The sequence below is a fragment of the Vibrio ishigakensis genome (genome assembly GCF_024347675.1).
GTDB classification, from domain to species: Bacteria; Pseudomonadota; Gammaproteobacteria; order Enterobacterales; family Vibrionaceae; genus Vibrio; species Vibrio ishigakensis.
Genome location: NZ_AP024881.1, coordinates 2,561,370 through 2,583,597, shown reverse-complemented (window position 1 = coordinate 2,583,597; position 22,228 = coordinate 2,561,370). Strand labels below are relative to the sequence as shown.

At 46.0% G+C, this 22,228-nt stretch carries 21 protein-coding genes and 9 tRNA genes; 9 read left to right on the top strand and 21 right to left on the bottom strand.

Annotated features, from left to right (window positions below; genetic code table 11):
• Positions 1-165 precede the first annotated feature (165 nt).
• Positions 166-966 carry a glucosamine-6-phosphate deaminase gene (nagB, locus tag Pcarn_RS11860; RefSeq protein WP_261834063.1) on the top strand — a complete coding sequence of 267 codons (801 nt, stop codon included), beginning with the start codon at positions 166-168 and terminating at the stop codon, positions 964-966.
• Positions 967-1,045: 79 nt separating this feature from the next.
• Here the strand turns inward: nagB and Pcarn_RS11855 are convergent, their stop codons facing one another.
• From Pcarn_RS11855 to Pcarn_RS11845, 3 genes are all read right to left on the bottom strand, one after another.
• A complete protein-coding gene (locus Pcarn_RS11855; RefSeq protein WP_261834062.1) occupies positions 1,046-1,582 on the bottom strand; it encodes an MltR family transcriptional regulator in 537 nt (178 codons plus the stop codon).
• Positions 1,583-1,632: 50 nt separating this feature from the next.
• The gene (locus Pcarn_RS11850) at positions 1,633-2,781 is read right to left on the bottom strand and encodes a mannitol-1-phosphate 5-dehydrogenase (protein WP_261834061.1); all 1,149 of its coding nucleotides are present in this window, start codon (positions 2,779-2,781) and stop codon (positions 1,633-1,635) included.
• A 94-nt stretch (positions 2,782-2,875) separates the two neighbouring features.
• Positions 2,876-4,768, bottom strand: a complete 1,893-nt coding sequence (locus Pcarn_RS11845; RefSeq protein WP_261834060.1) for a PTS mannitol transporter subunit IICBA — start codon at positions 4,766-4,768, stop codon at positions 2,876-2,878.
• A 437-nt stretch (positions 4,769-5,205) separates the two neighbouring features.
• On the opposite strand from Pcarn_RS11845, the gene Pcarn_RS11840 reads away from it, so the two are divergent.
• From Pcarn_RS11840 to Pcarn_RS11830, 3 genes are all read left to right on the top strand, one after another.
• Positions 5,206-5,859, top strand: coding sequence for an HAD family hydrolase (locus tag Pcarn_RS11840; RefSeq protein ID WP_261834059.1), 654 nt, complete (start codon positions 5,206-5,208; stop codon positions 5,857-5,859).
• 98 nt (positions 5,860-5,957) lie between these two features.
• A complete protein-coding gene (gene manA, locus Pcarn_RS11835) occupies positions 5,958-7,154 on the top strand; it encodes a mannose-6-phosphate isomerase, class I (protein WP_261834058.1) in 1,197 nt (398 codons plus the stop codon).
• Between the two features lie 3 nt (positions 7,155-7,157).
• Complete coding sequence (locus Pcarn_RS11830; RefSeq protein ID WP_261834057.1) at positions 7,158-8,057, top strand: LysR family transcriptional regulator; 900 nt, start codon at positions 7,158-7,160, stop codon at positions 8,055-8,057.
• A 19-nt stretch (positions 8,058-8,076) separates the two neighbouring features.
• Here Pcarn_RS11830 and malE read toward each other — a convergent pair whose 3' ends face one another.
• Entirely contained in the window at positions 8,077-9,246 is a 1,170-nt protein-coding gene (malE, locus tag Pcarn_RS11825) for a maltose/maltodextrin ABC transporter substrate-binding protein MalE (RefSeq protein WP_261834056.1), read from the bottom strand.
• 239 nt (positions 9,247-9,485) lie between these two features.
• Here malE and Pcarn_RS11820 point away from each other — a divergent pair, with 239 nt between their 5' ends.
• On the top strand, positions 9,486-9,896 hold the full coding sequence (locus Pcarn_RS11820; RefSeq protein ID WP_261834055.1) for a VOC family protein: 411 nt from the start codon (positions 9,486-9,488) through the stop codon (positions 9,894-9,896).
• A gap of 57 nt (positions 9,897-9,953) precedes the next feature.
• Here the strand turns inward: Pcarn_RS11820 and Pcarn_RS11815 are convergent.
• From Pcarn_RS11815 to mutY, 12 genes are all read right to left on the bottom strand, one after another.
• Positions 9,954-10,029, bottom strand: a tRNA-Asn gene (locus tag Pcarn_RS11815).
• 8 nt (positions 10,030-10,037) lie between these two features.
• Positions 10,038-10,113, bottom strand: a tRNA-Thr gene (locus tag Pcarn_RS11810).
• Between the two features lie 56 nt (positions 10,114-10,169).
• Positions 10,170-10,245 (bottom strand) — tRNA-Phe (locus tag Pcarn_RS11805).
• Between the two features lie 530 nt (positions 10,246-10,775).
• Positions 10,776-10,851 (bottom strand) — tRNA-Asn (locus tag Pcarn_RS11800).
• 8 nt (positions 10,852-10,859) lie between these two features.
• A tRNA-Thr gene (locus Pcarn_RS11795) sits at positions 10,860-10,935 on the bottom strand.
• Between the two features lie 139 nt (positions 10,936-11,074).
• Positions 11,075-11,150 (bottom strand) — tRNA-Asn (locus tag Pcarn_RS11790).
• Positions 11,151-11,195: 45 nt separating this feature from the next.
• Positions 11,196-11,271 (bottom strand) — tRNA-Phe (locus tag Pcarn_RS11785).
• Between the two features lie 7 nt (positions 11,272-11,278).
• Positions 11,279-11,354, bottom strand: a tRNA-Thr gene (locus Pcarn_RS11780).
• Between the two features lie 55 nt (positions 11,355-11,409).
• Positions 11,410-11,485, bottom strand: a tRNA-Phe gene (locus Pcarn_RS11775).
• Between the two features lie 99 nt (positions 11,486-11,584).
• Complete coding sequence (gene mltC / locus Pcarn_RS11770) at positions 11,585-12,724, bottom strand: membrane-bound lytic murein transglycosylase MltC (protein ID WP_261834054.1); 1,140 nt, start codon at positions 12,722-12,724, stop codon at positions 11,585-11,587.
• 62 nt (positions 12,725-12,786) lie between these two features.
• Entirely contained in the window at positions 12,787-13,059 is a 273-nt protein-coding gene (locus Pcarn_RS11765) for an oxidative damage protection protein (RefSeq protein WP_261834053.1), read from the bottom strand.
• A gap of 10 nt (positions 13,060-13,069) precedes the next feature.
• Positions 13,070-14,113 (bottom strand): A/G-specific adenine glycosylase, encoded by a 1,044-nt coding sequence (gene mutY, locus Pcarn_RS11760; protein ID WP_261834052.1) that lies wholly within the window; start codon positions 14,111-14,113, stop codon positions 13,070-13,072.
• Positions 14,114-14,269: 156 nt separating this feature from the next.
• Here mutY and trmB point away from each other — a divergent pair, with 156 nt between their 5' ends.
• The 3 genes from trmB to glsB all read left to right on the top strand — a co-directional run bounded on the left by trmB (position 14,270) and on the right by glsB (position 17,079).
• Positions 14,270-14,989, top strand: coding sequence for a tRNA (guanosine(46)-N7)-methyltransferase TrmB (trmB, locus tag Pcarn_RS11755; RefSeq protein ID WP_261834051.1), 720 nt, complete (start codon positions 14,270-14,272; stop codon positions 14,987-14,989).
• A 65-nt stretch (positions 14,990-15,054) separates the two neighbouring features.
• Complete coding sequence (locus Pcarn_RS11750) at positions 15,055-16,086, top strand: TRM11 family SAM-dependent methyltransferase (protein ID WP_261834050.1); 1,032 nt, start codon at positions 15,055-15,057, stop codon at positions 16,084-16,086.
• Positions 16,087-16,158: 72 nt separating this feature from the next.
• Positions 16,159-17,079, top strand: a complete 921-nt coding sequence (glsB, locus tag Pcarn_RS11745; RefSeq protein ID WP_261834049.1) for a glutaminase B — start codon at positions 16,159-16,161, stop codon at positions 17,077-17,079.
• A 164-nt stretch (positions 17,080-17,243) separates the two neighbouring features.
• Here glsB and hemW read toward each other — a convergent pair whose 3' ends face one another.
• From hemW to proC, 5 genes are read right to left on the bottom strand one after another with little or no spacing between them, the layout of a single operon-like run.
• Positions 17,244-18,422, bottom strand: coding sequence for a radical SAM family heme chaperone HemW (gene hemW, locus Pcarn_RS11740; protein ID WP_261834048.1), 1,179 nt, complete (start codon positions 18,420-18,422; stop codon positions 17,244-17,246).
• Entirely contained in the window at positions 18,419-19,024 is a 606-nt protein-coding gene (locus Pcarn_RS11735) for an XTP/dITP diphosphatase (RefSeq protein WP_261834047.1), read from the bottom strand. Before Pcarn_RS11735 ends, hemW begins: the two co-directional genes overlap by 4 nt.
• 3 nt (positions 19,025-19,027) lie before the next feature.
• Entirely contained in the window at positions 19,028-19,471 is a 444-nt protein-coding gene (locus Pcarn_RS11730; RefSeq protein ID WP_261834046.1) for a DUF4426 domain-containing protein, read from the bottom strand.
• Positions 19,472-19,488: 17 nt separating this feature from the next.
• On the bottom strand, positions 19,489-20,058 hold the full coding sequence (locus Pcarn_RS11725) for a YggT family protein (RefSeq protein ID WP_261834045.1): 570 nt from the start codon (positions 20,056-20,058) through the stop codon (positions 19,489-19,491).
• A gap of 24 nt (positions 20,059-20,082) precedes the next feature.
• Positions 20,083-20,901, bottom strand: a complete 819-nt coding sequence (gene proC, locus Pcarn_RS11720; RefSeq protein ID WP_261835679.1) for a pyrroline-5-carboxylate reductase — start codon at positions 20,899-20,901, stop codon at positions 20,083-20,085.
• Between the two features lie 359 nt (positions 20,902-21,260).
• On the opposite strand from proC, the gene Pcarn_RS11715 reads away from it, so the two are divergent.
• Positions 21,261-22,217, top strand: coding sequence for a TAXI family TRAP transporter solute-binding subunit (locus Pcarn_RS11715; RefSeq protein ID WP_261834044.1), 957 nt, complete (start codon positions 21,261-21,263; stop codon positions 22,215-22,217).
• Positions 22,218-22,228: the final 11 nt, after the last annotated feature.

Here is a 22,228-nt window from a genome sequence, read left to right as displayed (position 1 = left end):
GAAAAATAATTACTAGTGTTTCGGGAATGTCTTCGATCTGAAAGATAGCTATTCATAAAAAATTAATGAGATATAGTTAAAAATTTGACCTAAAACAGTGGACAAAAAGACAACTTAATTTACACTACAAAAAAACATTGAAACCAAATCCCTAAAGGTAGAGTTATGAGACTGATTCCACTTACAAATGCAGAAAAAGTAGGTAAATGGGCTGCGCGCCACATCGTTGAGAAGATCAATGCTTTCCAACCAACTGCGGAGCGTCCTTTTGTTCTTGGTTTGCCAACTGGCGGAACGCCAATGACAACCTACAAAGAGTTGATCAACCTTTACCAACAAGGTGAAGTGAGCTTCAAACACGTTGTGACCTTCAACATGGATGAGTACGTGGGCATCGACCCTGAGCATCCAGAGTCTTACCGCTCTTTCATGTATAACAACTTCTTCAACCATGTTGATATCCAAGATGACAACATCAATCTTCTTGATGGTTTAGCGGATGACATCGATGCACACTGTGCAGCATACGAAGAAAAGATCCGTTCATACGGCAAGATCAACCTGTTCATGGGTGGTGTAGGCATCGACGGTCACATCGCATTTAACGAACCGGGTTCTTCTCTGTCTTCTCGCACTCGTATCAAGACACTGACAGAAGATACTCGTATCGCAAACTCTCGTTTCTTCGACAACGATATCAACCAAGTGCCTAAGTACGCTCTGACTATCGGTGTTGCGACACTGCTTGATGCTGAAGAGGTGATGATCCTATCTCTAGGCCACAATAAGGCACAGGCTCTGCAGATGGCTATCGAAGGTAGCGTAAATCACATGTGGACTGTAACTGCGCTTCAAATGCACCAAAAAGCAATCATCGTTGCTGATGAGCCAGCTCAACAAGAGCTTAAAGTGAAGACGCTACGTTACTTCCAAGAGCTAGAAGCTGAGAACATCCAAGATCTATAATCGAAAGATAAAAGGTTGGCTAGCAAACCCCTGACATGAAAGTGTTGGGGGTTTTTCTTTGGCCGAAAAAAGATAAAGTTTAGGAGTTGAGGGCGTTATCGCGGCCCAAAGATTGAATGATATCTGTGATGGCAAGAACTATGGTTGAGCGAACCTTTTGAAAGTGTCTTGCGAGAAACATATCTAGGGTAGAGCCGGAGAGTGAAGAGACTATCTCTTCATCAAATTCTAGAGGCATTATCGTACTGATAGAATTAACCCTATTTAGCTCGAATAGAACATTTGGGTCGTTAAAACTGACTTTGTCACCTTCGAGCTTTGCCCATTCGCGAAGGGTTACAAATACCTCAATATCATCGTAAACCTCTTTGCTGATGCTTCCTAAACCAAGCAAAAGCTTGGTTCTTACTAGGATCTCTCCTAGAGGACCATCATTAGTAAGCAAGGGGTCGACCACGTATTTTACCGAATAGTCCTCCTTGTGGAAGATTGCCTTTAATAGGGCATCCACAGTGTCTTCGAGGGCATCGTAGGCCGTCATTAGGCATTCGCTGGCTGTTTGCGAATCGGCTAGGGCTTCGAGCAGTTCGGTTTCGTGTTCTGAAGAAATGGGCATTAGATTCTTTGAACTAAAAAGTGCCGCCGGAGCGGCACTCGATATTGTTATCATTTAAGTGCTAAATATGTTTGTTCAGCCAGTTTAACAACTTCAGCATCAACTTTCAGCTCAGAGTAGTGAGCTAGTGTCTCTGCAAAGCCTTTTTCTGCAAACATAGCCTGAAGCTCAACCGCTTGTGGGTCGTCATCATTCTTATAAAGGAATGCAGCTGCGATACCTTTTAGTAGATGAGAGTTTGGCAAGCCGTACTCTAGAGTACCGTTTAGCGGCTTAACCAGGCGGTCTTGCGGACTTAGCTTACGGATTGGCTGACGACCAACACGGTCAACTTCATCACGTAGGTAAGGGTTTGCAAAGCGGCCTAGGATCTTCTGAATGTACGCCGCGTGCGCTTCTGGGTCGAAACCATAACGACGGATAAGCACCTCACCGGACTCTTGCATTGCCGCAAGTACATCTGAATGGATTGCTGAATCTTCGATAGCGTCTTTGATGGTCTCGTGGCCCGCTAGTACACCAAGGTATGCGGTGATCAGGTGACCAGTGTTAAGAGTAAATAGCTTACGCTCAACGAATGCCATCAGATTATCGGTACGCTCCATGCCAGGGATGTTTGGAATCTCACCCTTGAACTGAGTCTCATCTACGATCCATTCGCTGAAGGTTTCAACGGTAACCGCTAGTGGGTCAGTCTCGCCTTCTTCTGCTGGTGGAACGATACGGTCAACAGCAGAGTCTACAAAGCCAATCTGCTGTTCAGCTTTTGCTTTGGTCTCTTCTGAAAGGTGACCAAATACCGCTTCTTTAAGCTGGCTAGTACCACGAACCATGTTCTCACATGCGATGATGTTAAGTGGCGCTTCATTGCCGTTAGCGAAGCGAAGCTCAATACCGTCCGCGATAGTCTTAGAGATGATGTTCAGTACTGTTGGGCCTACTGCTGTAGTAACCATGTCTACTGATGCAATCAAATCTACAATCTCAGGGCTGGTTGAGTTGATTGCAGTAACGTTAGTTACCTCTTCAACCACAACGTCCGCACCTACTACTTTAACTGGATATTGGTTGCGCTCGATAAGGGCGTTAACCACAGTTTCGTTTACGTCAGCAAAGGTAACTGCGATACCTGCGTCTGCCAGTAGTTTTCCGATAAAGCCACGGCCGATGTTACCTGCGCCGAAATGTAGAGCTTTCATACTAGTACCTAAATATTGTTGGGAATAAAAAAGGAGGCCAGCGTAATTGAGGGGACTGGCCTCTGCCACTTAGGAGCAATGACGCAAAGGTGAATTAGTTACCATTCAGAATGCGTAGTACATCTTCTTTGTTAGAGGTTGTTTGTAGCAACGCAACTGCTTCTTCGTCATCAAGTGAATTCGTGATAGCCATTAGCACCATGTTGTGCTCATCGCCTTGTGCTGCGATACCGATAACCATCTTAGCTACATCGTCCTCATCTTCGCCCCACTGAATACCTTCAGGGTATTGGCAGAATACGATGCCGGTTTCTTTAACGAACTCTTTCGCTTCGATAGTGCCGTGCGGTACAGCGATAGACTCACCTAGGTAGGTAGATACAAGCTCTTCACGAGCAAACATACCGTCTACATACTCAGGAGCTACCTTGTTTAGCTTAACCAGTTGCTCACCAGCAAACTTAATTGCGTCTTGTTTGTTGTCTGATTTCAGACCTAGGAATACGCTCTCTTCAGTCAGTTCTAGTTTGTTGCCTTCTTCCTCAGCTTTCTCTTCAACTGCTTGAGCAGGAGCGGCTTCAGTTGAGCCTGATTGTGCGTCAACAAGTTGAGCTACTAGGTCGTCATATACTGCACCATCAAGGAAGTTGCTTAGCGAGATGTGGTGTGCGTTTGGCACTGTAGCGCGAGCACGGTCAGTCAGATCTCTGTGTGTGATAGCAATATCTACATCTTCTGGTAGTGAGTTGATTGCTAGGTTAGTTACTGAGATGTTTAGACCCGCAGCCTCAACCTTCTTACGAAGTAGGCTTGCACCCATAGCACTTGAGCCCATACCTGCGTCACACGCAACGATGATTTTCTTAACTTTTGCTAGGTCTAGTTCAGCTGCAGCACCTTTTGAAGAAGCCTTCATGTCTTTCATTTGGCTTGCTGCTTTTTCTAGCGAGTCTTCATCTTCATCAGTGTCTGCTTGAGTCTTCATTAGAAGAGACGCAACTAGGAAAGATACTGCTGCTGCTGAAACTACTGACAAGATTACGCCGATGAATGAATCCTTTGGAGTCATTAGAAGTACAGCGAAGATAGAACCAGGAGATGCTGGAGAGATTAGGCCTGAGTTAAATAGAACGTTAGTGAATACACCCGTCATACCACCAGCGATAACCGCAAGAATTAGACGTGGGTTCATTAGAACGTATGGGAAATAAATCTCGTGGATACCACCAAAGAAGTGGATGATAGATGCACCCGCAGCAGACTGCTTCGCGTTGCCTTTACCAAACATCATGTAAGCAAGCAGTAGACCTAGACCCGGACCTGGGTTTGCTTCAATCAGGAAGAAGATAGAACGACCTAGTTCTTCAGATTGCTGCACGCCAAGTGGAGTAAAGATACCGTGGTTGATTGCGTTATTTAGGAAAAGGATTTTCGCTGGCTCAACAAAGATAGACGCTAGAGGCAGTAGGCCCGCGTTTACCATGATGTCTACACCTTGTGCTAGCGCAGCAGATAGAAGTTTTACAGCTGGACCAATAACGAAGAAAGCGATGATCGCACAGATCATACCAACGATGCCCGCAGAGAAGTTGTTAACCAACATCTCGAAGCCGCTCTTAACCTTACCTTCTACAGAAGCATCAAACTTCTTGATAGCTAGACCACCAAGAGGACCAACGATCATTGCACCCATGAACATAGGAATGTCGGTACCAACGATAACACCCATAGTCGTGATCGCGCCCACGACTGCACCACGATCTCCACCAACAATCTTACCACCTGTGTATCCTATCAGCAGTGGAAGTAGGTAGGTGATCATTGGACCAACAAGTTGCGCCAGGGTCTCGTTAGGGAACCAGCCTGTTGGAATGAATAGAGCGGTGATAAAACCCCAAGCGATGAATGCGCCAATGTTTGGCATCACCATGTTGGAGAGGAATCGACCGAAGTTCTGGACTTTTATCTTCGCTTCTGGAGATAGCATAAGGGTGACCTCGATTTATTATGTTCGCCTCAGGGGGCATAGGTTGTTCGTTGTTTCAATGCCAGAAAATCTAACACACCTTTCCTAAAATGCCTCCCTGACACTAAATGTGTGATCTATATCACCTTTAAAAATTGTGATTGTTTGTGTCTATGTGATTTTAATCACATATTGATGCTGTTTATAAATTACAGGTTCATTTTGTTGAGAATTGATATCAACTATAGGTGATATTGGTCACATATTTATTTTGTGGGCTTTAAAAAAGTTGGTGATGTAGATCACTAATTTGGAATTAATAGTCCTTTGGTACGCAAAAGTGCGGTTTTAGTAAGCTGGTTTAGATTGTTTACTATGCGAAATGTCGTACCTCCAGATGGACGTGTAATTTTATTACAATGTTTGGTTTTGGATTTTAATTTTTAGAAGGCGGAAAAATGAGCGGAAATAAATACAAGGCTCTGTTGTTCGATATGGACGGGTTAATCTTTGATACCGAATCCGTGTACAAGAAGAGTTGGGTGTATGCTGCTGAAAAACAGGGATTGGAGCTACCAGATTCACTTTATCAAACCTTTATTGGTGTAAAGGACGTAGAGTGTGAGCGCATGCTATCGGACTTTTATACCGACAAGAGCTTTGATCTGGAGCTGTTTAAATCAGTGCGTGATAAGCACTTTCATAGTCTGAGAGCTGAGGGTATCGACTATAAGCCTGGATTTAGCGATCTTATGGAGGCAGCTAAGGCAAAGAACTATCGTTTAGCACTTATCACTTCATCAACACTTCCAGATGTAAAGGTGAACTTTACTGGTTCTGACTATCTAGATGGTTTTGAGGTAGTGGTTACCGCTGAGGATGTGACTCAAGGTAAGCCGAATCCAGAGGGCTATCTAAAAGCCATCAAACAGCTCGGACTGAAAGCTGAAGAGTGTGTGGTGTTTGAAGATTCGAACAACGGTATGCGCGCGGGTTTGTCGGCCGGTTGTGTATGCGTCATGGTGCCAGACCTGCTTCCTGCAGAGGCAGAGATTGAGCAAAAAGCGAATCATATCCTAGGATCTCTGGATCAATCAATTGCGCTCCTTTAATACCAATTTAATACAAATTCTTGATCTTAGTACTATCTCGACTTTGGGATGTACGCTAGTCTAGCCTGCAAAAATAAAAGACATAAGTGGGAGTAGTAATGGACGTTTTGAAACAAAGGTTCTTTCCGATGCAGAATGTTATCCAAAATTTTGCGTGGGGCAGTACCTCTTCTCTGAACACCCTGTTTGGCATCGACAACCAAGAGGGTCAACCACAGGCTGAACTTTGGATGGGGGCGCATCCAAATGGCTGTTCACAGGTGACGGTTAATCAAGAAAAACTGAATCTGTCTGAGCTTATCTCTGCGGATATGGAATCGGTACTTAATGCTGAGACTGCAAAACAGTTTGGTGAATTGCCTTATCTATTCAAGGTGTTGGCGGCGGAAAACGCGCTGTCTATTCAGGTTCACCCAAGTAAGGCACAAGCAGAGCAAGGGTATGATTTAGAGAACAAAGCTGGAGTGGACGTCAAAGCCTCTAATCGTAACTATCGTGATGCGAACCATAAGCCTGAGCTTGTGTACGCGCTGACTGAGTACGATGCGATGAATGGCTTTAGGGATTATGCCGAGATCGTTGAGCTTTTTGAGCAGGTTGCTATATCTGAGCTGGGAGCTGAAGTAGCGAGCTTCAAACAAGCTTTGAATGTAGAAGGTCTTGAGCAGTTCTTTAGCTCTATCCTTCGTCTTGAGGGCGATAAGAAGCAATCAGTGCTGGATAAGCTATTGGCCTATGCTGAAGCGAACACGCAAGAGAAATTATTTAATCAAATCATGCTCCTTGCGGAGCAATACCCTGGTGATGTTGGCTTGTTGAGCCCTCTAATGCTCAATCTCATCACCTTGAAACCGGGTGAGGCTATGTTCCTCGATGCCTGCACACCGCACGCTTACATCAAGGGTACAGCGCTAGAGATCATGGCAAACTCTGACAACGTTTTGCGCGCAGGTCTGACGCCTAAGCATATAGATGTAGACGAGTTGGTTAGCTGTACTCTGTTCGAGCCAAAGCCTTTCGATTCACTGTTAACAGAAGCTGTTCTGTCTGAAGGCGGTGAGCACTACCCAGTGCCTGTGCCTGATTTTAAGTTCTCTATCTACACGCCAACCCAAGGTGTGCAAGTAGAGGTTAAGAGTGCAGAGATCCTGATGGCGCTTGAGTCAGACCTGACATTAACCCATGAATCAGGCGAGTCTGTTTCTATAGCTATGGGTGAGTCGGTATTCGTGCCATTCTCGAGCCAAAGCTACAGCATGCAGTCCAGCGGTCGAGTGGCTAGGGCTTACAACTAGTTTATGGATAAACTGAATCGCCAGTTCTATGAAGTAGCGAGAAGCGGCAGTATTAAGGCTGCCGCTGAGAAGCTTCACATCAGCCAACCAGCACTCACCACGGCCATCAAAAAGCTTGAGGGTAATCTTGGTATGCCTCTGTTTCATCGACGCTCTAAGGGCGTTGAGCTGACAGAGTATGGGCATGTCTATTTCCAGTATGTTCAGGACATCCAAGAGAAGCATAGCCTGATGCTGCATCAACTCTCTGATATGCAAGAGAGGAGTAGCGGCAAGGTTAAGCTAGGTGTCGGCGAAGCCTGGTGGGAGTGCTTTGTCTCTGATGCCGTGACGGACTTTAGCCAGAAGTACAGTAACAGCTCTTTGCACCTAGAATTTGGTAACGGGCTCTCTTTGATTCATCACCTGTTAGCCGATGATATAGACCTGTTTGTAGGGCACGAGATCTTAGGTCTAGATACTAGGCACAAGATACGCTTTATCCCGCTGTTTCAAGACACAGAAGCATGGTACGTACGAGATGGACATCCACTGCTTGGCAGCTATGAGGCGTTCGCTAAAGCAAGTGAATTTCCATTGCTAAGGGTTACTCCAGACCACTCACGCCACGGTGATATCCTCAACCAGCAGTCGCTCGAGAAAATGTCTCTAATAGAGCGCTCTAAGCAGGTGATATACAGCGTTTATTCCCTTTCGGCGAGTATTGATATGTTAACGCGTAGCGATGCCGTCATGCCGTATACAAACCGCATGATAAGTAGATTTGAAGATAAGGGTGTGCGCGTTTTATGTCTTAATGAAGCTCAGATGGGGCAGGTTGGCATTTATACCAAGGCTGGCGAGCTAAGCGATAAAACCAGAAGCTTAATTGACTTGATAACCACATATAGTAATAAGGGCTGATTTCTCAGCCCTTATATTTTTATCTTAGGATTTGTTTGGCAGCGTCATCCAGTGCTTCTTTTGGCGTCTGCTTACCTAGAATCGCACTTTCGATAGCAGCACCTTCAGCAAACCAATAGGCGGTCATCTGAGGGATGTTCGGCATAATCTCGCCGTTCTGCGCGTTAATCATGGTAGACTTGATACGCTCGTCCGCTTCTAGCTTTTGCTGGAATGATTTAAGGGTTACGGCACCGAGTGGCTTGTCATCATTCATTAGCTTTAATGACTCATCTTTGAACAGGTAGTTCTCTAGGAACTCTACTGCTAGGTCATCGTTTGGACTCGCTGAGTTGATACCTGCACTCAATACGCCTACGAATGGGTTACCTCTACCACCATCAAGGGTTGGCAGCACTGCCACACCGTAATCGACCCCCATTCTATCTAGATTGCCCCAAGACCATGGGCCGTTGATGGTCATAGCCACATTGCCTTTGCTGAACTCAGCTTCAGCTACAGAGTAGTCCATGTCAGGATTCACAACCCCTTGGTTTACCATATCAACAAGGAACTGCAGGCCCTGAACGCCTTTAGCGTTGTTTACACCTGTGTCATTGGCGTCGTAGCCAGTTTCTGTTGTTTTGAAGGCATAAGCACCGCTAGCTGAGATCATTGGCCAAGTGAAGTAAGCATTCTTGATGTCCCACATGATGGCTTCTTTGCCTTGTGCCTGCATCTGCTTGTTTATTTCAACTAGCTCTTCCCAAGTCTTCGGAGCCTCTTTGATAAGTGCTTTGTTGTAGATAAGAGATGGTGCTTCGATTGCGAGTGGATAACCCATGATCTTGCCGTTAACTGAAACCGCATCCCAGCTAAAATCTACAAGCTTCTCTTTGAATTCTTTGCTTGGTTTAACTTCTTTGATTAAACCCGCTTCAGCGTAGCCACCGAACCTGTCGTGAGCCCAGAAGATAATGTCAGGGCCTGCGCCATTTGCCGCAGCTTGCTGGAACTTCTCTTCAGGTTTATCAGGATGCTGAACTCTTACAGGGATACCTGTATCTGCGGTGAATTGTTTACCAACCTCGGCTAGGCCTTCATAGCTTTTATCACCGTTGATCCAGATGGTCAGTTGCCCCTCTGTTACCGCATAAGAAGGTAGAGCACAACATAGGGCAGCAGCACAGAGAGAGAGTTTCAGTTTCATCGTTATATCCTTGTTCGGTATTGTTTTTATGAGCTCAGAGTAGGGAAGCCAACTTAAAAAAAGAAATACAATATTCGGATTTAGATATAAACAAAATCAATATCACTGCTGAATCAGTAGGCGTATTTGGTTCAAGAAGGCAGTCCTTATTGGTCGTTAGCAATTGAACGAATCGACTTGCACATATTTAAACTCGGTTCTAGTTTGAGAAGAAGCCTATCTCAACATAAGGAAGCAGAATGAGTCAGCTCACCCCCTATCTGTTCTTTTCAGGCAAATGTGCACAAGCTCTCGAATTTTATAAAGGCGTCTTTTCTGGCGAGGTTACAGCACTTCAGCATTTCTCTGATGCACCTCAGGCAATGGAGGGCGTTGAACCTGACTGGATAATGCATGCTGAGTTTAAATGTGCTCACTTTCACTTGATGATGTCCGACGGTTTGAAACGAACTGAGAGCGATGGCCCTATAGCATTGTCGATCATGCTAGATGATATGAGTGTGCAGGCTGAAATCTTTGCTGCTCTGTCTGAGGGAGGAGAGGTGGTTATGCCGCTAACGGATACTTTCTGGGGAGCTCACTTTGGACAGTTGGTGGATAAGTTTGGTATTCGATGGATGCTGCATTGCCAGACGAGTGAATCTATCTAACCAATCCCGAATTACAGACGAAAAAAAACCGCACCCAAGGGTACGGTTTTCTTAATTTGGCTCCCCCTGCGGGACTCGAACCTGCGACATACGGATTAACAGTCCGCCGTTCTACCAACTGAACTAAGGGGGAATTATAAGTGGTGCCGACTACCGGAATCGAACTGGTGACCTACTGATTACAAGTCAGTTGCTCTACCTACTGAGCTAAGTCGGCACGCTAAATTCTTGGTTTTGCACCTTGATTATCGTCTTAGACGCTAATCGAAAATATGGTGCCCGGAGGCGGAGTCGAACCACCGACACGCGGATTTTCAATCCGCTGCTCTACCAACTGAGCTATCCGGGCAACGAGGTGTATTAAACGGTTTTTCCCTTTTAACGTCAACACTAAAATGCAAAAAAAGTTTCGTTTGATGAAATTCTAGTCCGAATGGATTGTTTTTGTATGTTTCCTAGCTTAGTTTTACTAATTAATAACCTATATTTTTCAATTTATTCTCAATTAATAAGCCAATCAAGAGAGGCAACCCTAAGCTAATATTCTGCTGTTTGTATCAGTAGAGCTACATTTTGTTTTTTGATTGTTGTTCTAGCAGGGGATTTTTCTTATAGGAGCTTAGTTTGGCTAATAAGATTTTGTAGATGGGGAGATATTGAACAGGCTTGCTATCAGCTATCAGTTGATGGTGTTTGGGAATAGATTGGTATTAGAGTTCAGGGAATATAAATGCAAAAAAGGCTCTAGTCGTAAGACTAGAGCCTTCAATGTGGCTCCCCCTACGGGACTCAACGCGCCGGGCTTCCGGCTGCGGCATATCATCGTTCGCAAAGAGTAGATATAAAAAAACCGCACCCAAGGGTACGGTTTTCTTAATGTGGCTCCCCCTGCGGGACTCGAACCTGCGACATACGGATTAACAGTCCGCCGTTCTACCAACTGAACTAAGGGGGAATTATAAGTGGTGCCGACTACCGGAATCGAACTGGTGACCTACTGATTACAAGTCAGTTGCTCTACCTACTGAGCTAAGTCGGCGCCTGTAGTTAACTGATTTCTCAATCAACGTTTTAAAATGTCTCCATCTGTGGACTCGAACGCGCCGAGCTTCCGGCTGTGACATATCATCGTTCACAAAGGAGTTAGTTGCTCAATTATTAAATCAATCAACTTAAAATGGCTCCCCCTGCGGGACTCGAACCTGCGACATACGGATTAACAGTCCGCCGTTCTACCAACTGAACTAAGGGGGAATTACTTGCGAGAATCTCTTAGTTAAGAGTATCTGCACCAAATAATGGTGCCTCGAGGCGGAGTCGAACCACCGACACGCGGATTTTCAATCCGCTGCTCTACCAACTGAGCTATCGAGGCAAAAGAATGGTGCCGACTACCGGAGTCGAACTGGTGACCTACTGATTACAAGTCAGTTGCTCTACCTACTGAGCTAAGTCGGCACACTTTATTCTTTCTAACTAATTGTTCGTGTCTAGCACCAACAATATTAAATTGTGGTGCCCGGAGGCGGAGTCGAACCACCGACACGCGGATTTTCAATCCGCTGCTCTACCAACTGAGCTATCCGGGCAACGGAGCGCTATTAAACGTATTTTTGCGGTTGCCGTCAACCTGTTTTTTGTTTTTTTTATCGAATCTGTATCGTTTGCGCTTAATTTGAGCGATTTGTTCAACCTTTGCCTTGATTGAACTCTCTTTTGTAGTTGGTCACCTTTTCTAGGTAACGTCTCGCTTCCGCGTTGCGGTGTTTATTGGTCAGTGCCCAGTACACCTGATTTGGCTGCAAAGAGTTCAATCGAGTCATAGCATTAGAGCGACTATTACTGTCAAAGGTGTTCAATACCCCTCCAGTACCGCCGTTGTATGCAGATATCATGCTGTACTCAAGCGAGGTTGGATTGCGCACATCCTTGAGATATCGATTCTTCAGAATATAAAAATAGGCGGTACCCGTATCGATATTGTTTTCTGGGTTGAACAGATATTCGGGTGTTGGGGTGCCCGGTTTTTTCTTCACTAGCTTGAATACGTCAGCCCCAGCTGTCTTAGGTACAACCTGCATCAATCCATAGGCATTGGCCCAGCTCACCGCATAAGGGTTAAAGCTACTCTCGGTTTTGATGATGGCGTAGATAAGGTCTTCAGGGATGCCATAGCGCTGAGAAGCACGGCGCACAATATCGGCGTACTTGTAGGAGCGAACTGAAGAGTGAGTAGCAACCATAGGTATTTCAACGTAGTGAGCTACCTTGAAGTCCACCTTCTTAGTTTTCATTTTATTTGCAATCAGATACTCCGCAAAGCGATTGGCGCGCCAGTTCCACTGCATAGGCTTACCGTCTTGGTCCACAACCTGTTTGTATAGGAAGGGTTCTCCACCTAATTGGATCGCAGATGATGAGAAAAGATCGACATGAGCGGGATCGTCGGGTGTTAATAGGGTAGTAACAATCGCTTTCTTTAGGTGCGCGGTAGGATCTTTTGAGGCAACGGTTTCTATAGTTATCTTACCGGCTGCAAAGTTTACCTCGGCGCGACTCTCATAGTTATCTATGTATTTTACATAGTTACTTTTACCGGCAACCTTAACCTGCTGCTTACCCCATTTCTTTTCGATATCACCGGTAAAGCTGTTGATCAAAGAGTCGAGCGCAGCGGTGTCTTTCTCAAATTGACCTGGCTTGGGCGCTAGATTTTTTGCAGCAAAACGGCTGGTGGGTTCATAGTTGACGTCGTAGATCTTCTCAACGAATTCGCGACTACAGCCAGAGAGGATAAGAGGGAGAAATAGGTAAAGCAGTTTTTTCATTTGATGCCAATAAAGATATAAAAAAGAGTGACTTAATAGCCACTCTTTATAGGTGATGAGTTCTACTTGCTCGGAGGAGTATAGCCGTCGATTACGATATCTTTCCCCTCGAATAGAAAGTTTACCATTTCGGTTTCTAGACGCTTTCTGTGCTCTGGGTCCATCATATTTAGCTTGTGTTCATTGATAAGCATGGTTTGCTTACCTTGCCAAAGCGCCCATGCCTCTTTTGAGATGTTGTCAAAAATACGTTTGCCTAGCTCACCTGGATACAGTTGAAAATCCAAGCCATCAGCTTCTTTCTTTAGATGTTCGCAGAATACGGTACGGCTCATCGAAATGTCCTTAATTCAATTCATGATGCAGCGTTGAAAGTAGAGCCTTTACAGGGGCTGCCAATCCGAGCTGCTGTGGTTGAGATAAGTTATACCAAATACCTTTATTCTGTTCCATTACTTGAGTCGGTTGGTCGGATAAATCGAACAGAATTGGAGTGATATCCAGGTGATAGTGGCTAAAGGTGTGCTTGAAGCTTATCAGTATCTGTTCACTCTTTATTAGCTTTCTATCGGGTTTAAGTGATTGATTATCATCGATTGATTCAGTTTCAGGGAAGCAGTGCAGCCCCCCCCAAACACCTGCTGGCGGGCGCTTTTCAAGCCATACCTGACCATTGCAGTGAAAAATAAGAAATGTGGTTTGTTTAGTCGGTTTCTCTTTTTTCGGTTTCTTGCCAGGGTAATCAAGCGGATTACTTTGCTTATTTGCAACACACAGTTTCTTCACCGGGCAAAGTGTGCATTTAGGCTTGCTACGGGTGCACAGCATGGCTCCCATATCCATCATTGCCTGGTTGTAATGCTCTACTTCTGTGCTTGGTGTATGCTGCTCAGCAATTTCCCACAATTGGTTTTCAACGGTTTTCTTACCCGGCCAACCCCCTATAGCATTTGCTCTTGCCAATACACGTTTGACGTTGCCGTCGAGGATAGCGTGAGGCTGATTGTAGACTGATGAAAGGATAGCTCCTGCTGTGGAGCGACCAACTCCGGGTAGCGCTAACACATCCTCAAATTCAGTTGGAAACTCACCATTGTGCTCATCGCGAACCATCTGTGCTGCTTTATGCAGGTTTCTTGCTCTAGCGTAGTAGCCAAGACCGGTCCAAAGGTGCAATACCTGATCGATATCGGCATCGGCTAGCGAGACAATATCTGGAAACTCCTCTAAGAAGCGCTCGAAGTAGGGAATGACAGTAGCGACTTGCGTCTGCTGCAACATGATTTCCGAGAGCCATACCTTGTATGCGGTTTTGTTTTGTTGCCAAGGAAGGTGTTTACGTCCGTACTGGTGATACCAAGTTAGGATCTGCTGAGCGAAAGGGGTCACTAAATTTTCCATCGTGTAGTGCTAAGAGGAGCTAAAATTGCACCACAACTCAGATAATTTGCAAGCACAAGTGCGGTGAACAGTGGTGAAATTCTCGCATATTGTAGCGACTTGAGTATAATCCCCGCTTTGATTAATCGATGAACAGGCAGAACAATGAGCGAAGTAACGACTAATGAATACACTGAAGACGGAAAACTAGTACGTAAAGTACGTAGTTTTGTACGTCGAGAAGGTAGACTAACAAAAGGTCAAGCGGCAGCCATGGAAGAGTGCTGGCCAACTATGGGCATCGATTACCAAGAACAACTACTGAACTGGGAAGAGGTGTTTGGCAACGCTAATCCTGTAGTGCTTGAGATCGGTTTTGGCATGGGTACTTCTCTGGTTGAGATGGCAAAAAATGCGCCGAATAAGAACTTTATCGGTATCGAAGTGCACCGCCCGGGTGTAGGTGCTTGTTTAGCGCTAGCACGTGAAGAAGGTGTAACTAACCTCCGCGTAATGTGCCACGATGCCGTAGAAGTGTTTGCGAACATGATTCCTGATTCAAGCCTGCATACGCTACAACTATTCTTCCCTGACCCATGGCACAAGAAGCGTCACCACAAGCGCCGTATCGTTCAGCTAGATTTTGCTGAGATGGTTCGTCAAAAATTGATTCTTGGCTCAGGTATCTTCCATATGGCAACTGACTGGGAGAACTATGCAGAGCACATGATTGAAATCATGGACCAAGCTCCTGGTTACGAGAACATTGCTGAAGAGGGCGATTATATCCCTCGTCCAGAAGAGCGCCCATTGACCAAGTTTGAGGCGCGTGGTCATCGCCTAGGGCATGGCGTTTGGGATATCAAATATAAGCGTAACGCTTAATTGATTACTCTCTATAAAGCGATGCATCAGGCATCGCTTTTGGTTTCTACCCTATAGGAAAAAGAATGTTTCAGTACGCGATTCTTGCTAACCCAGGACACAACCGAATCTACTTTGATACTGCAGTTAAGATTGCTTGTTCTGAGCTAAAGGCTATCTTGGACTCTATGGGTCTGACAGTCACTGAGGTTACAGAAAAAGAGATTGGTCTTCCTGCTGCCTTGGTGTTTGAGAGTGAGCAAGAACTAAACGAGGCTCAGCTGACCCGTATTTCAGCATCATCTATCTACTACGCTATCTTTCAAGTTGTTGAAGGTGGTCTGCTTAAGCCATTGCAGCCAACGCCGTTCAATACCTTCCCTGAGAGCATGAGTCAGATCCTGCGCTACACAGGCAAGACCAACGAGCAGTTTACTCGCTTGATGGTGAATTTAGGTTTGAGTGCTGCCGCGACAAATAGCGAACAGAAATGCTTGATGGATCCTATGTGTGGTAAAGGCACCACCCTTTATGAGGGCTTGATCCAAGGCCTAGATGTGATGGGTGTCGAGATCAACGCCAAATGGGTGCAAGAGACGCAAACTTTCATTGTTAAGTACATGAAAAATGGTCGCTTTAAGCATAAGGTAACCAAAGAGAAACGTACTGGTGCTGGTGGTAAAAAGGTTGCTGATGGCTTTGCTCTGCAGGCGGCTCACTCAAAAGAAGCGTTTGCCAATGACCAAGCACAGAGCATGAAGCTATATGCGGCTGACACTCGAATCATTAACCAGATCGTAAAGAAGAACAGCTGTGATGTGATGGTATCGGACCTTCCTTACGGTGTTCAGCACGGCAGTAAGAACGCCAAAGATACCAAGATGGCTCGTAGCCCTTTGGAGCTTTTAGAGGAAGCGCTACCAGCGTGGAAGCAGGTGCTCAAGCCAAAAGGCGCAATCGTACTTTCGTTTAATGAGTTTACGCTGAAATGGAAGCAGCTAGCTGAACTGTTTGAGAGCCAAGGCTTTAAGGTGATGGATGAGGAGCCTTATATTGGTTATCTGCATCGCGTTGACCAGTCTATTAATCGAAACATCTTTATTGCAGTTAAACCTTAACCTGCGACCATAATAAGAATAAAGAGAAGCCAACGTGATGTTGGCTTTTTTATCCCCCGAAGAAGGTGAGCAATGAAACCTACTACTCAAATTCTGCAAGATATTCTAGAAGAAGTGACTCCATTGATAGGGCAAGGGAAGGTTGCTGATTATATTCCAGCTCTCGCTAGGGTACCGAATCATAAGCTAGGTATCGCGGTTTATACCAATGAGGGTGAAGTGCTTAAGGCTGGGGATGCCGATGAGGCTTTCTCTATTCAGTCTATCTCTAAGGCGCTTAGCTTGACGATGGCAATGCGTCTTTATGATCAACCAGAGATTTGGGCTCGAGTAGGTAAAGAGCCGTCAGGTCAGGCCTTTAACTCCATGATCCAGCTTGAGATGGAGCAGGGTGTACCGCGCAATCCCTTTATTAACGCAGGCGCTATTATTATCGCCGACTTGCTTAACTGCCGCCTATCGGCACCGCGTCAGTATCTTCTGGAGTTTGTACGAGAGCTTTCTGGTGACTCGCATATCATCTACGACAAGATAGTTGCTGCCTCAGAGATGATGCACGGCGATCGTAACGCTGCTATCGCTTATCTGATGCGCTCGTTTGGTAATTTCAATAGTGAGGTTATTCCGGTTCTGCAGAACTACTTTTATGCCTGCGCCCTTAAGATGAGCTGTGTGGATTTGGCTAAGACCTTTAGCTATCTGGCTAACAAGGGTGTATCGGTGCAGACGGGTAAGAGAGTGGTTTCTGCGACTCAAACCAAGCAGCTTAACGCGCTGTTGGCTACCTGTGGTCTATATGATGGCGCGGGAGAGTTTGCTTATCGTGTTGGGATGCCTGGCAAGTCAGGTGTTGGTGGTGGGATCATCGCTGTTGTGCCTGGGGAGATGACGATATCGGTTTGGTCGCCTGAGCTTGATGCTTCCGGGAACTCGCTGGCGGGTACTAGAGCGCTAGAGTTGCTGTCTGAGCGAATCGGACGTTCGATTTTTTAACTGACCTTCCTTAGGTGGAAGATCCCGGATAACGCGATGCGCTTCCGGGATGACGGTCTCTCAGGGGGCTTTCTTTACTATCATCATTATTCAGAACACGTCATGCCGGTATGCTCTTGAGCCGGCATCTGTAGGTGGGAGTTTCTTTCACTGATAGCTGATCGCTACTCTTCCTCAGCCATAAACGCCTCAAGCAAGTCATTTAAAAACAACTTACCTTTCTGCGTGATCTGCCAATGGGTATCACTCTCGGTGAGGTATTCCATCTCCAGAGCCCAATCGATTGTTTCTTGAATCGAGCTCAATGGCAGGCCAGTAGTATCGATAAAGTCCTGCTTAGGGCAGGCTTCAATCAAGCGGAAGCGGTTCATAAAGAACTCAAACGGACGGTCTACTTGTTCCACATTGTGCTCACTATCAAGGTATGGCTTTACCATGTTTTGATAAGCGGCTAGATACCCTCTAGGGTGTTTAATCTTGGTGGTGCGGATAATGCGACCATCTTCAAAACTCAGCTTGCCGTGAGAACCACAGCCGATCCCCAGATAGTCGCCAAAGCGCCAGTAGTTGAGGTTGTGCTGGCATTGATATCCTGGTTTGCTGTAGCCAGAGATTTCGTACTGCACATAGCCTGCGTCTGTGAGTCTCTTGTGCCCTTGTTCGAAGATATCCCATAGGTCATCGTCATCGGGTAGAGTTGGCGTCTTGTAGTAGAACATAGTGTTTGGTTCTATGGTCAACTGATACCAAGACAGGTGCGGTGGAGCGAGTTCGATCGCTTTATCTAGATCTCTCAGCGCCTGATCGATGCTTTGGTCTGGAAGGCCGTGCATCAAATCAAGATTAAAGCAGTTTAGGCCAATCTTATGCGCAAGCTTAGCCGCATTAACCGCTTCATCTTGACCATGAATACGACCAAGTCGTTCTAGTTTCTGCTGCTCAAAACTCTGCACTCCAATAGAGATACGGGTAACCCCAGCTTCAACATATTTAGCGAAACGCTCAGCCTCTATGGTGCCTGGGTTAGCCTCCATAGTGATTTCTATGTTGTCAGAAAATGGGATTCTTGCTTCGACCCCTTTAAGAAGCCTAGCTATCTCACCCTCGGAGATAAGGCTCGGGGTACCACCACCGATAAAGATGGAGGTCAGCTCTCTATTTTGTACAGAATCGCTGTATTTTTCGATGTCGGTTGCTAGGTCTTCTAGCAATGCATCGATATAGAGCTGTTCTGGGATATCACCCTTGAGTGCGTGGGAGTTAAAGTCACAGTAAGGACATTTCTGCACGCACCAAGGAATGTGGATATACAGACCGAGAGGCGGTGGAACTAGGGTGCTCATAGAACCTTTTTCAGCTCTTGGAATAGCAGAGTTAGAGCCTTGCCGCGGTGTGATAGTTCTTTCTTACGCTGTGGAGCAAGTTCGGCAGAGGCGCAGCCATCTTCAGGCACAAAGAACACAGGATCATAGCCAAAGCCGTTTTCACCATGAGCTTCTTCTAGGATGCGTCCTTCCCACTTGCCGTGACAGACGATTGGGGTTGGATCCTCAGCATGACGCATATAAACCAGTACACAGTGGAAGCGAGCAGAGCGTTCTTCTGTCGCAACGCCTTGCATCTCTTGCAGTAGCTTATCTAGGTTTTGCTGATCGCTAGCGCCTTCACCTGCAAATCTAGCAGAGTAGATACCTGGAGCACCTTGTAGAAAATCGACCTCTAGACCCGAGTCATCCGCGATAGCCGGAAGACCTGTCTCTTTGGCTGCATGGCGCGCCTTGATAATGGCATTCTCGATAAAGGTAGTGCCGGTCTCGGCTACCTCAGAAACGTTGAACTCGTTTTGCGCTCTAACATCGAAACCAAAGTCCGCGAGTAGGCTCGCCATTTCGCGAACCTTGCCTTGGTTGCCGGTTGCTAATACAAGTTTTTGAGATGCGCTCAAGGGTTACTCCTGAATATGAAAGGTTTGGTTGAATCTGAGGATGCCACTGCCTTTATTGCCACCATCAACATTGATTTCAAAGCTGAAGGTCTCGTTCTCAGTGATAGGAAGCTCGGCAATGTAGTAAATAGCTTCACCTTGTTGGATTTGCTTGAAATCTAGTTTTCGGGTGTTGCCGACTAGATTTTTAGCCTGTCCTTTGAGAGAGACTTGGGTTGCTTTCTTGCCCACGGTATAGAGGTCGAGGGCGCTGATATTGATCAGCGCAACATAAGGGTTTCGCTTGAGTTTCAGCTCGCGCGCAACCTCAGCGGGGATAAAGGTGGAGTTAAATGCTGAGTAGTGCACTTCGATATCCTTAAAGCGCATAAACTGCTCCGCCATGCTAGGTGCTGCGAAGCTGATAAAGGCCACTAAAGATAGGAATCGGATCAGAGCATTTTTCATTATATCCCCCTGAGAAGTTACAAGCTGTACCAGATAGGACCGAATAGGCTGCTAGTCAGGTCGCCAATTAAGAAGTTAGCGAACTGAAGAATGATAAACAGCACCAGTACACTTAAGTCTAGTCCGCCCATCGCTGGGATAAAGCGGCGGATCGGAGCAAGCATTGGCTCAGTCAGTTGATGGAATACATACTCGATAGGGCTACGACCTTGGCTAACCCAGCTAAGGATTGCACGTAGGATAAGAACCCAGAATAGTAGAGTACCAGCTGCTTTAACCAGAGCCATTAGGCCAATAATGAGTAGGTCAGGACTAAAGCCCATAGCGCCATTCGAGGCGATGGTCATCAGTAGGACAAACTTAAGTACACAAAGCACATACGCAAATAGCACTGTCGCTAGGTCAATACTGCCGATAGATGGAATGATGCGACGTAGAGGTTTAACTACTGGTTGTGTTGCCTTAACGACAAACTGTGAAAACGGATTGTAGAAGTCAGCGCGCGCCGCTTGTAGCCAGATGCGCAGGATAACAATCATGATATAAAGGTCGAAAAAGGTGTTGACCAAAAACTGCATAGAGTTCATTGCAATTCCTTGTTTGATATAGATTTAAAATAGGGATTCCATCTCTTCCGCACGCTTGATAGCAGCGCGCATTGCCGCTGATACCGTGTCCGGAAGTTTGTGATCTTTAAAGGTTTCAATGGCTTGTGCTGTGGTGCCACCCTTTGAGGTAACTTGGGCTCTAAGGGTTTCAAGATCAAGCTGAGGGTTAGCTACCACCATTTGTGCTGCGCCCAGTGCAGATTGTTGAACCAGCTCACGAGCGGTCTCTTCAGAGAAGCCCTGCGCTTGAGCTTCTTTTTGCATCGCTTCCATAAATAGGAAGAAATACGCAGGAGAGCTACCCGCTGCTGCAATGATGTTGTTGATGCCAGACTCTTGTTCAACCCAGCATACCTTGCCAACTGCTTCCATAAGCTGCCCTGCGTATAGCTTGTCTGAATCAGAAACAGATTCAGGGGCGTATAGTCCACTCATACCCAAACCAAGCAGGGAGGGGGTGTTTGGCATAACACGAATGATGTCTGCTGGTGTGCCTAGCATCTCTGCAAGACGCGGTACTGTGATGCCTGCAGCAATAGAGATAACGAGTTTGCTTGAAAGGTCTAGCTCGGCAAAAGGTGCCAGAACCTGCTCCATAATCTGTGGTTTTACCGATAGAACTAGCACATCAGCTTGTTCGGCGGCTTGTAGGTTTTCAGACGTAGATTGAATACCGTACTCTTGTGCTAACGCATCTCTTCTGTCTGGGCTAGGGGCCGTCGCAGTAATGTTTTGTGCTGGATATCCGCTTTCAACCAATCCCGCGATGATAGAGCGAGCCATATTGCCTGCACCAATAAAGGCAATCTTTCTGTGTTCAATCTGTGCCAAGCTACGAATCCTTGTCTAGAAACCTTTTATTAAAGGCAGATTATCTTACTTTAGAACCAGTGTAAGCAACCTAATTCGAAAACTCAGCAACAGGCCCTACTCATACCATTTGAATATTAATCGATGCCTGTCACAGAACCTAGTTAATAAGTGCTTTTATCACACACTTTTCCCGTACGAAGATTGACCAAATTAAACTTGGTATTAACAATTTGTTTACGGAGCATTAATTTCTGAAGTTTATGATTTTTATGCCTTTTCAGGGGCTATTGGCCTTCTGACTCTAGCAACAGTTAATTGCATAAGGTCAATAGATCCTCGGTAATAATAACTAGATAGGACGTCACAACATGAAACAGAAAATCTTCGGTGCCCTGCTGGCGCTTACTGTATCCGGTGCGGCTGTGGCTGAGATGCCAAAAAGCTTCACCGTAGGCACAGCATCTCAGGGTGGTACCTATTTCACCTATGGCTCGGGCTGGGCAAACCTAGTGTCGAGTAAGCTAGGTATCCCTGGTGGTGGTGAGGTAACCGGTGGACCAACGCAGAACCTCGCCTTGGTACACACAGGTGAGCTTGAATTTGGTTTGACGACCATGGGACCTGCCTCTGAGGCCCTTGCCGGCAAAAGCCCACTGATGCCAGGTATGAAGATGGATCAGGTGCGTGCAATCTTCCCTATGTATCAGACTCCATTCTCTATCACGACCCTTTCTTCATCTGGTATCACTTCGATCTCTGAGATCCCTAAAGGTGCGAAGATCGGTTTCGGTCCAGCGGGTTCAACCTCAGACACTTACTTCCCTAAGATGCTAACCATGCTGGGCGTGGACTATCAAAAACGTAATGGTGGTTGGAACGACTTAGTTGGACAGCTTCAAGATGGATTGATCGATGTGATCGCCTTTGCAGCGGGTATTCCAATTCCAGCGGTGAGTCAGCTAGAGGTACAGCAAAAGATCAACATCATCTCTATGTCTGATGATGAGATCGCTAAGATCACTAGCGAGTTCCCTGTTTCTCCTTTCGAGATCCCAGCTTCGACCTATACAACTTTGGGTGATAAGTCTTCTAACGTAGTTTCTATGTGGAACTTCGCTATCGCGAATGCCTCTCTTGATGATGACTTTGTTTACAAGGTAGTGAGCATAGTAATGGGACAGCACGACGACATGATGCGTATTCATAAGTCTGCGAAAACCACGATTCCAGAGAACTACATCCACAATACTACAATTAAATGGCACCCAGGTGCGGTGAAATGGTTCGAAGAGAACGGCTATAAGATCCCTGAAAACCTGAAGTAACTCTGTATGGG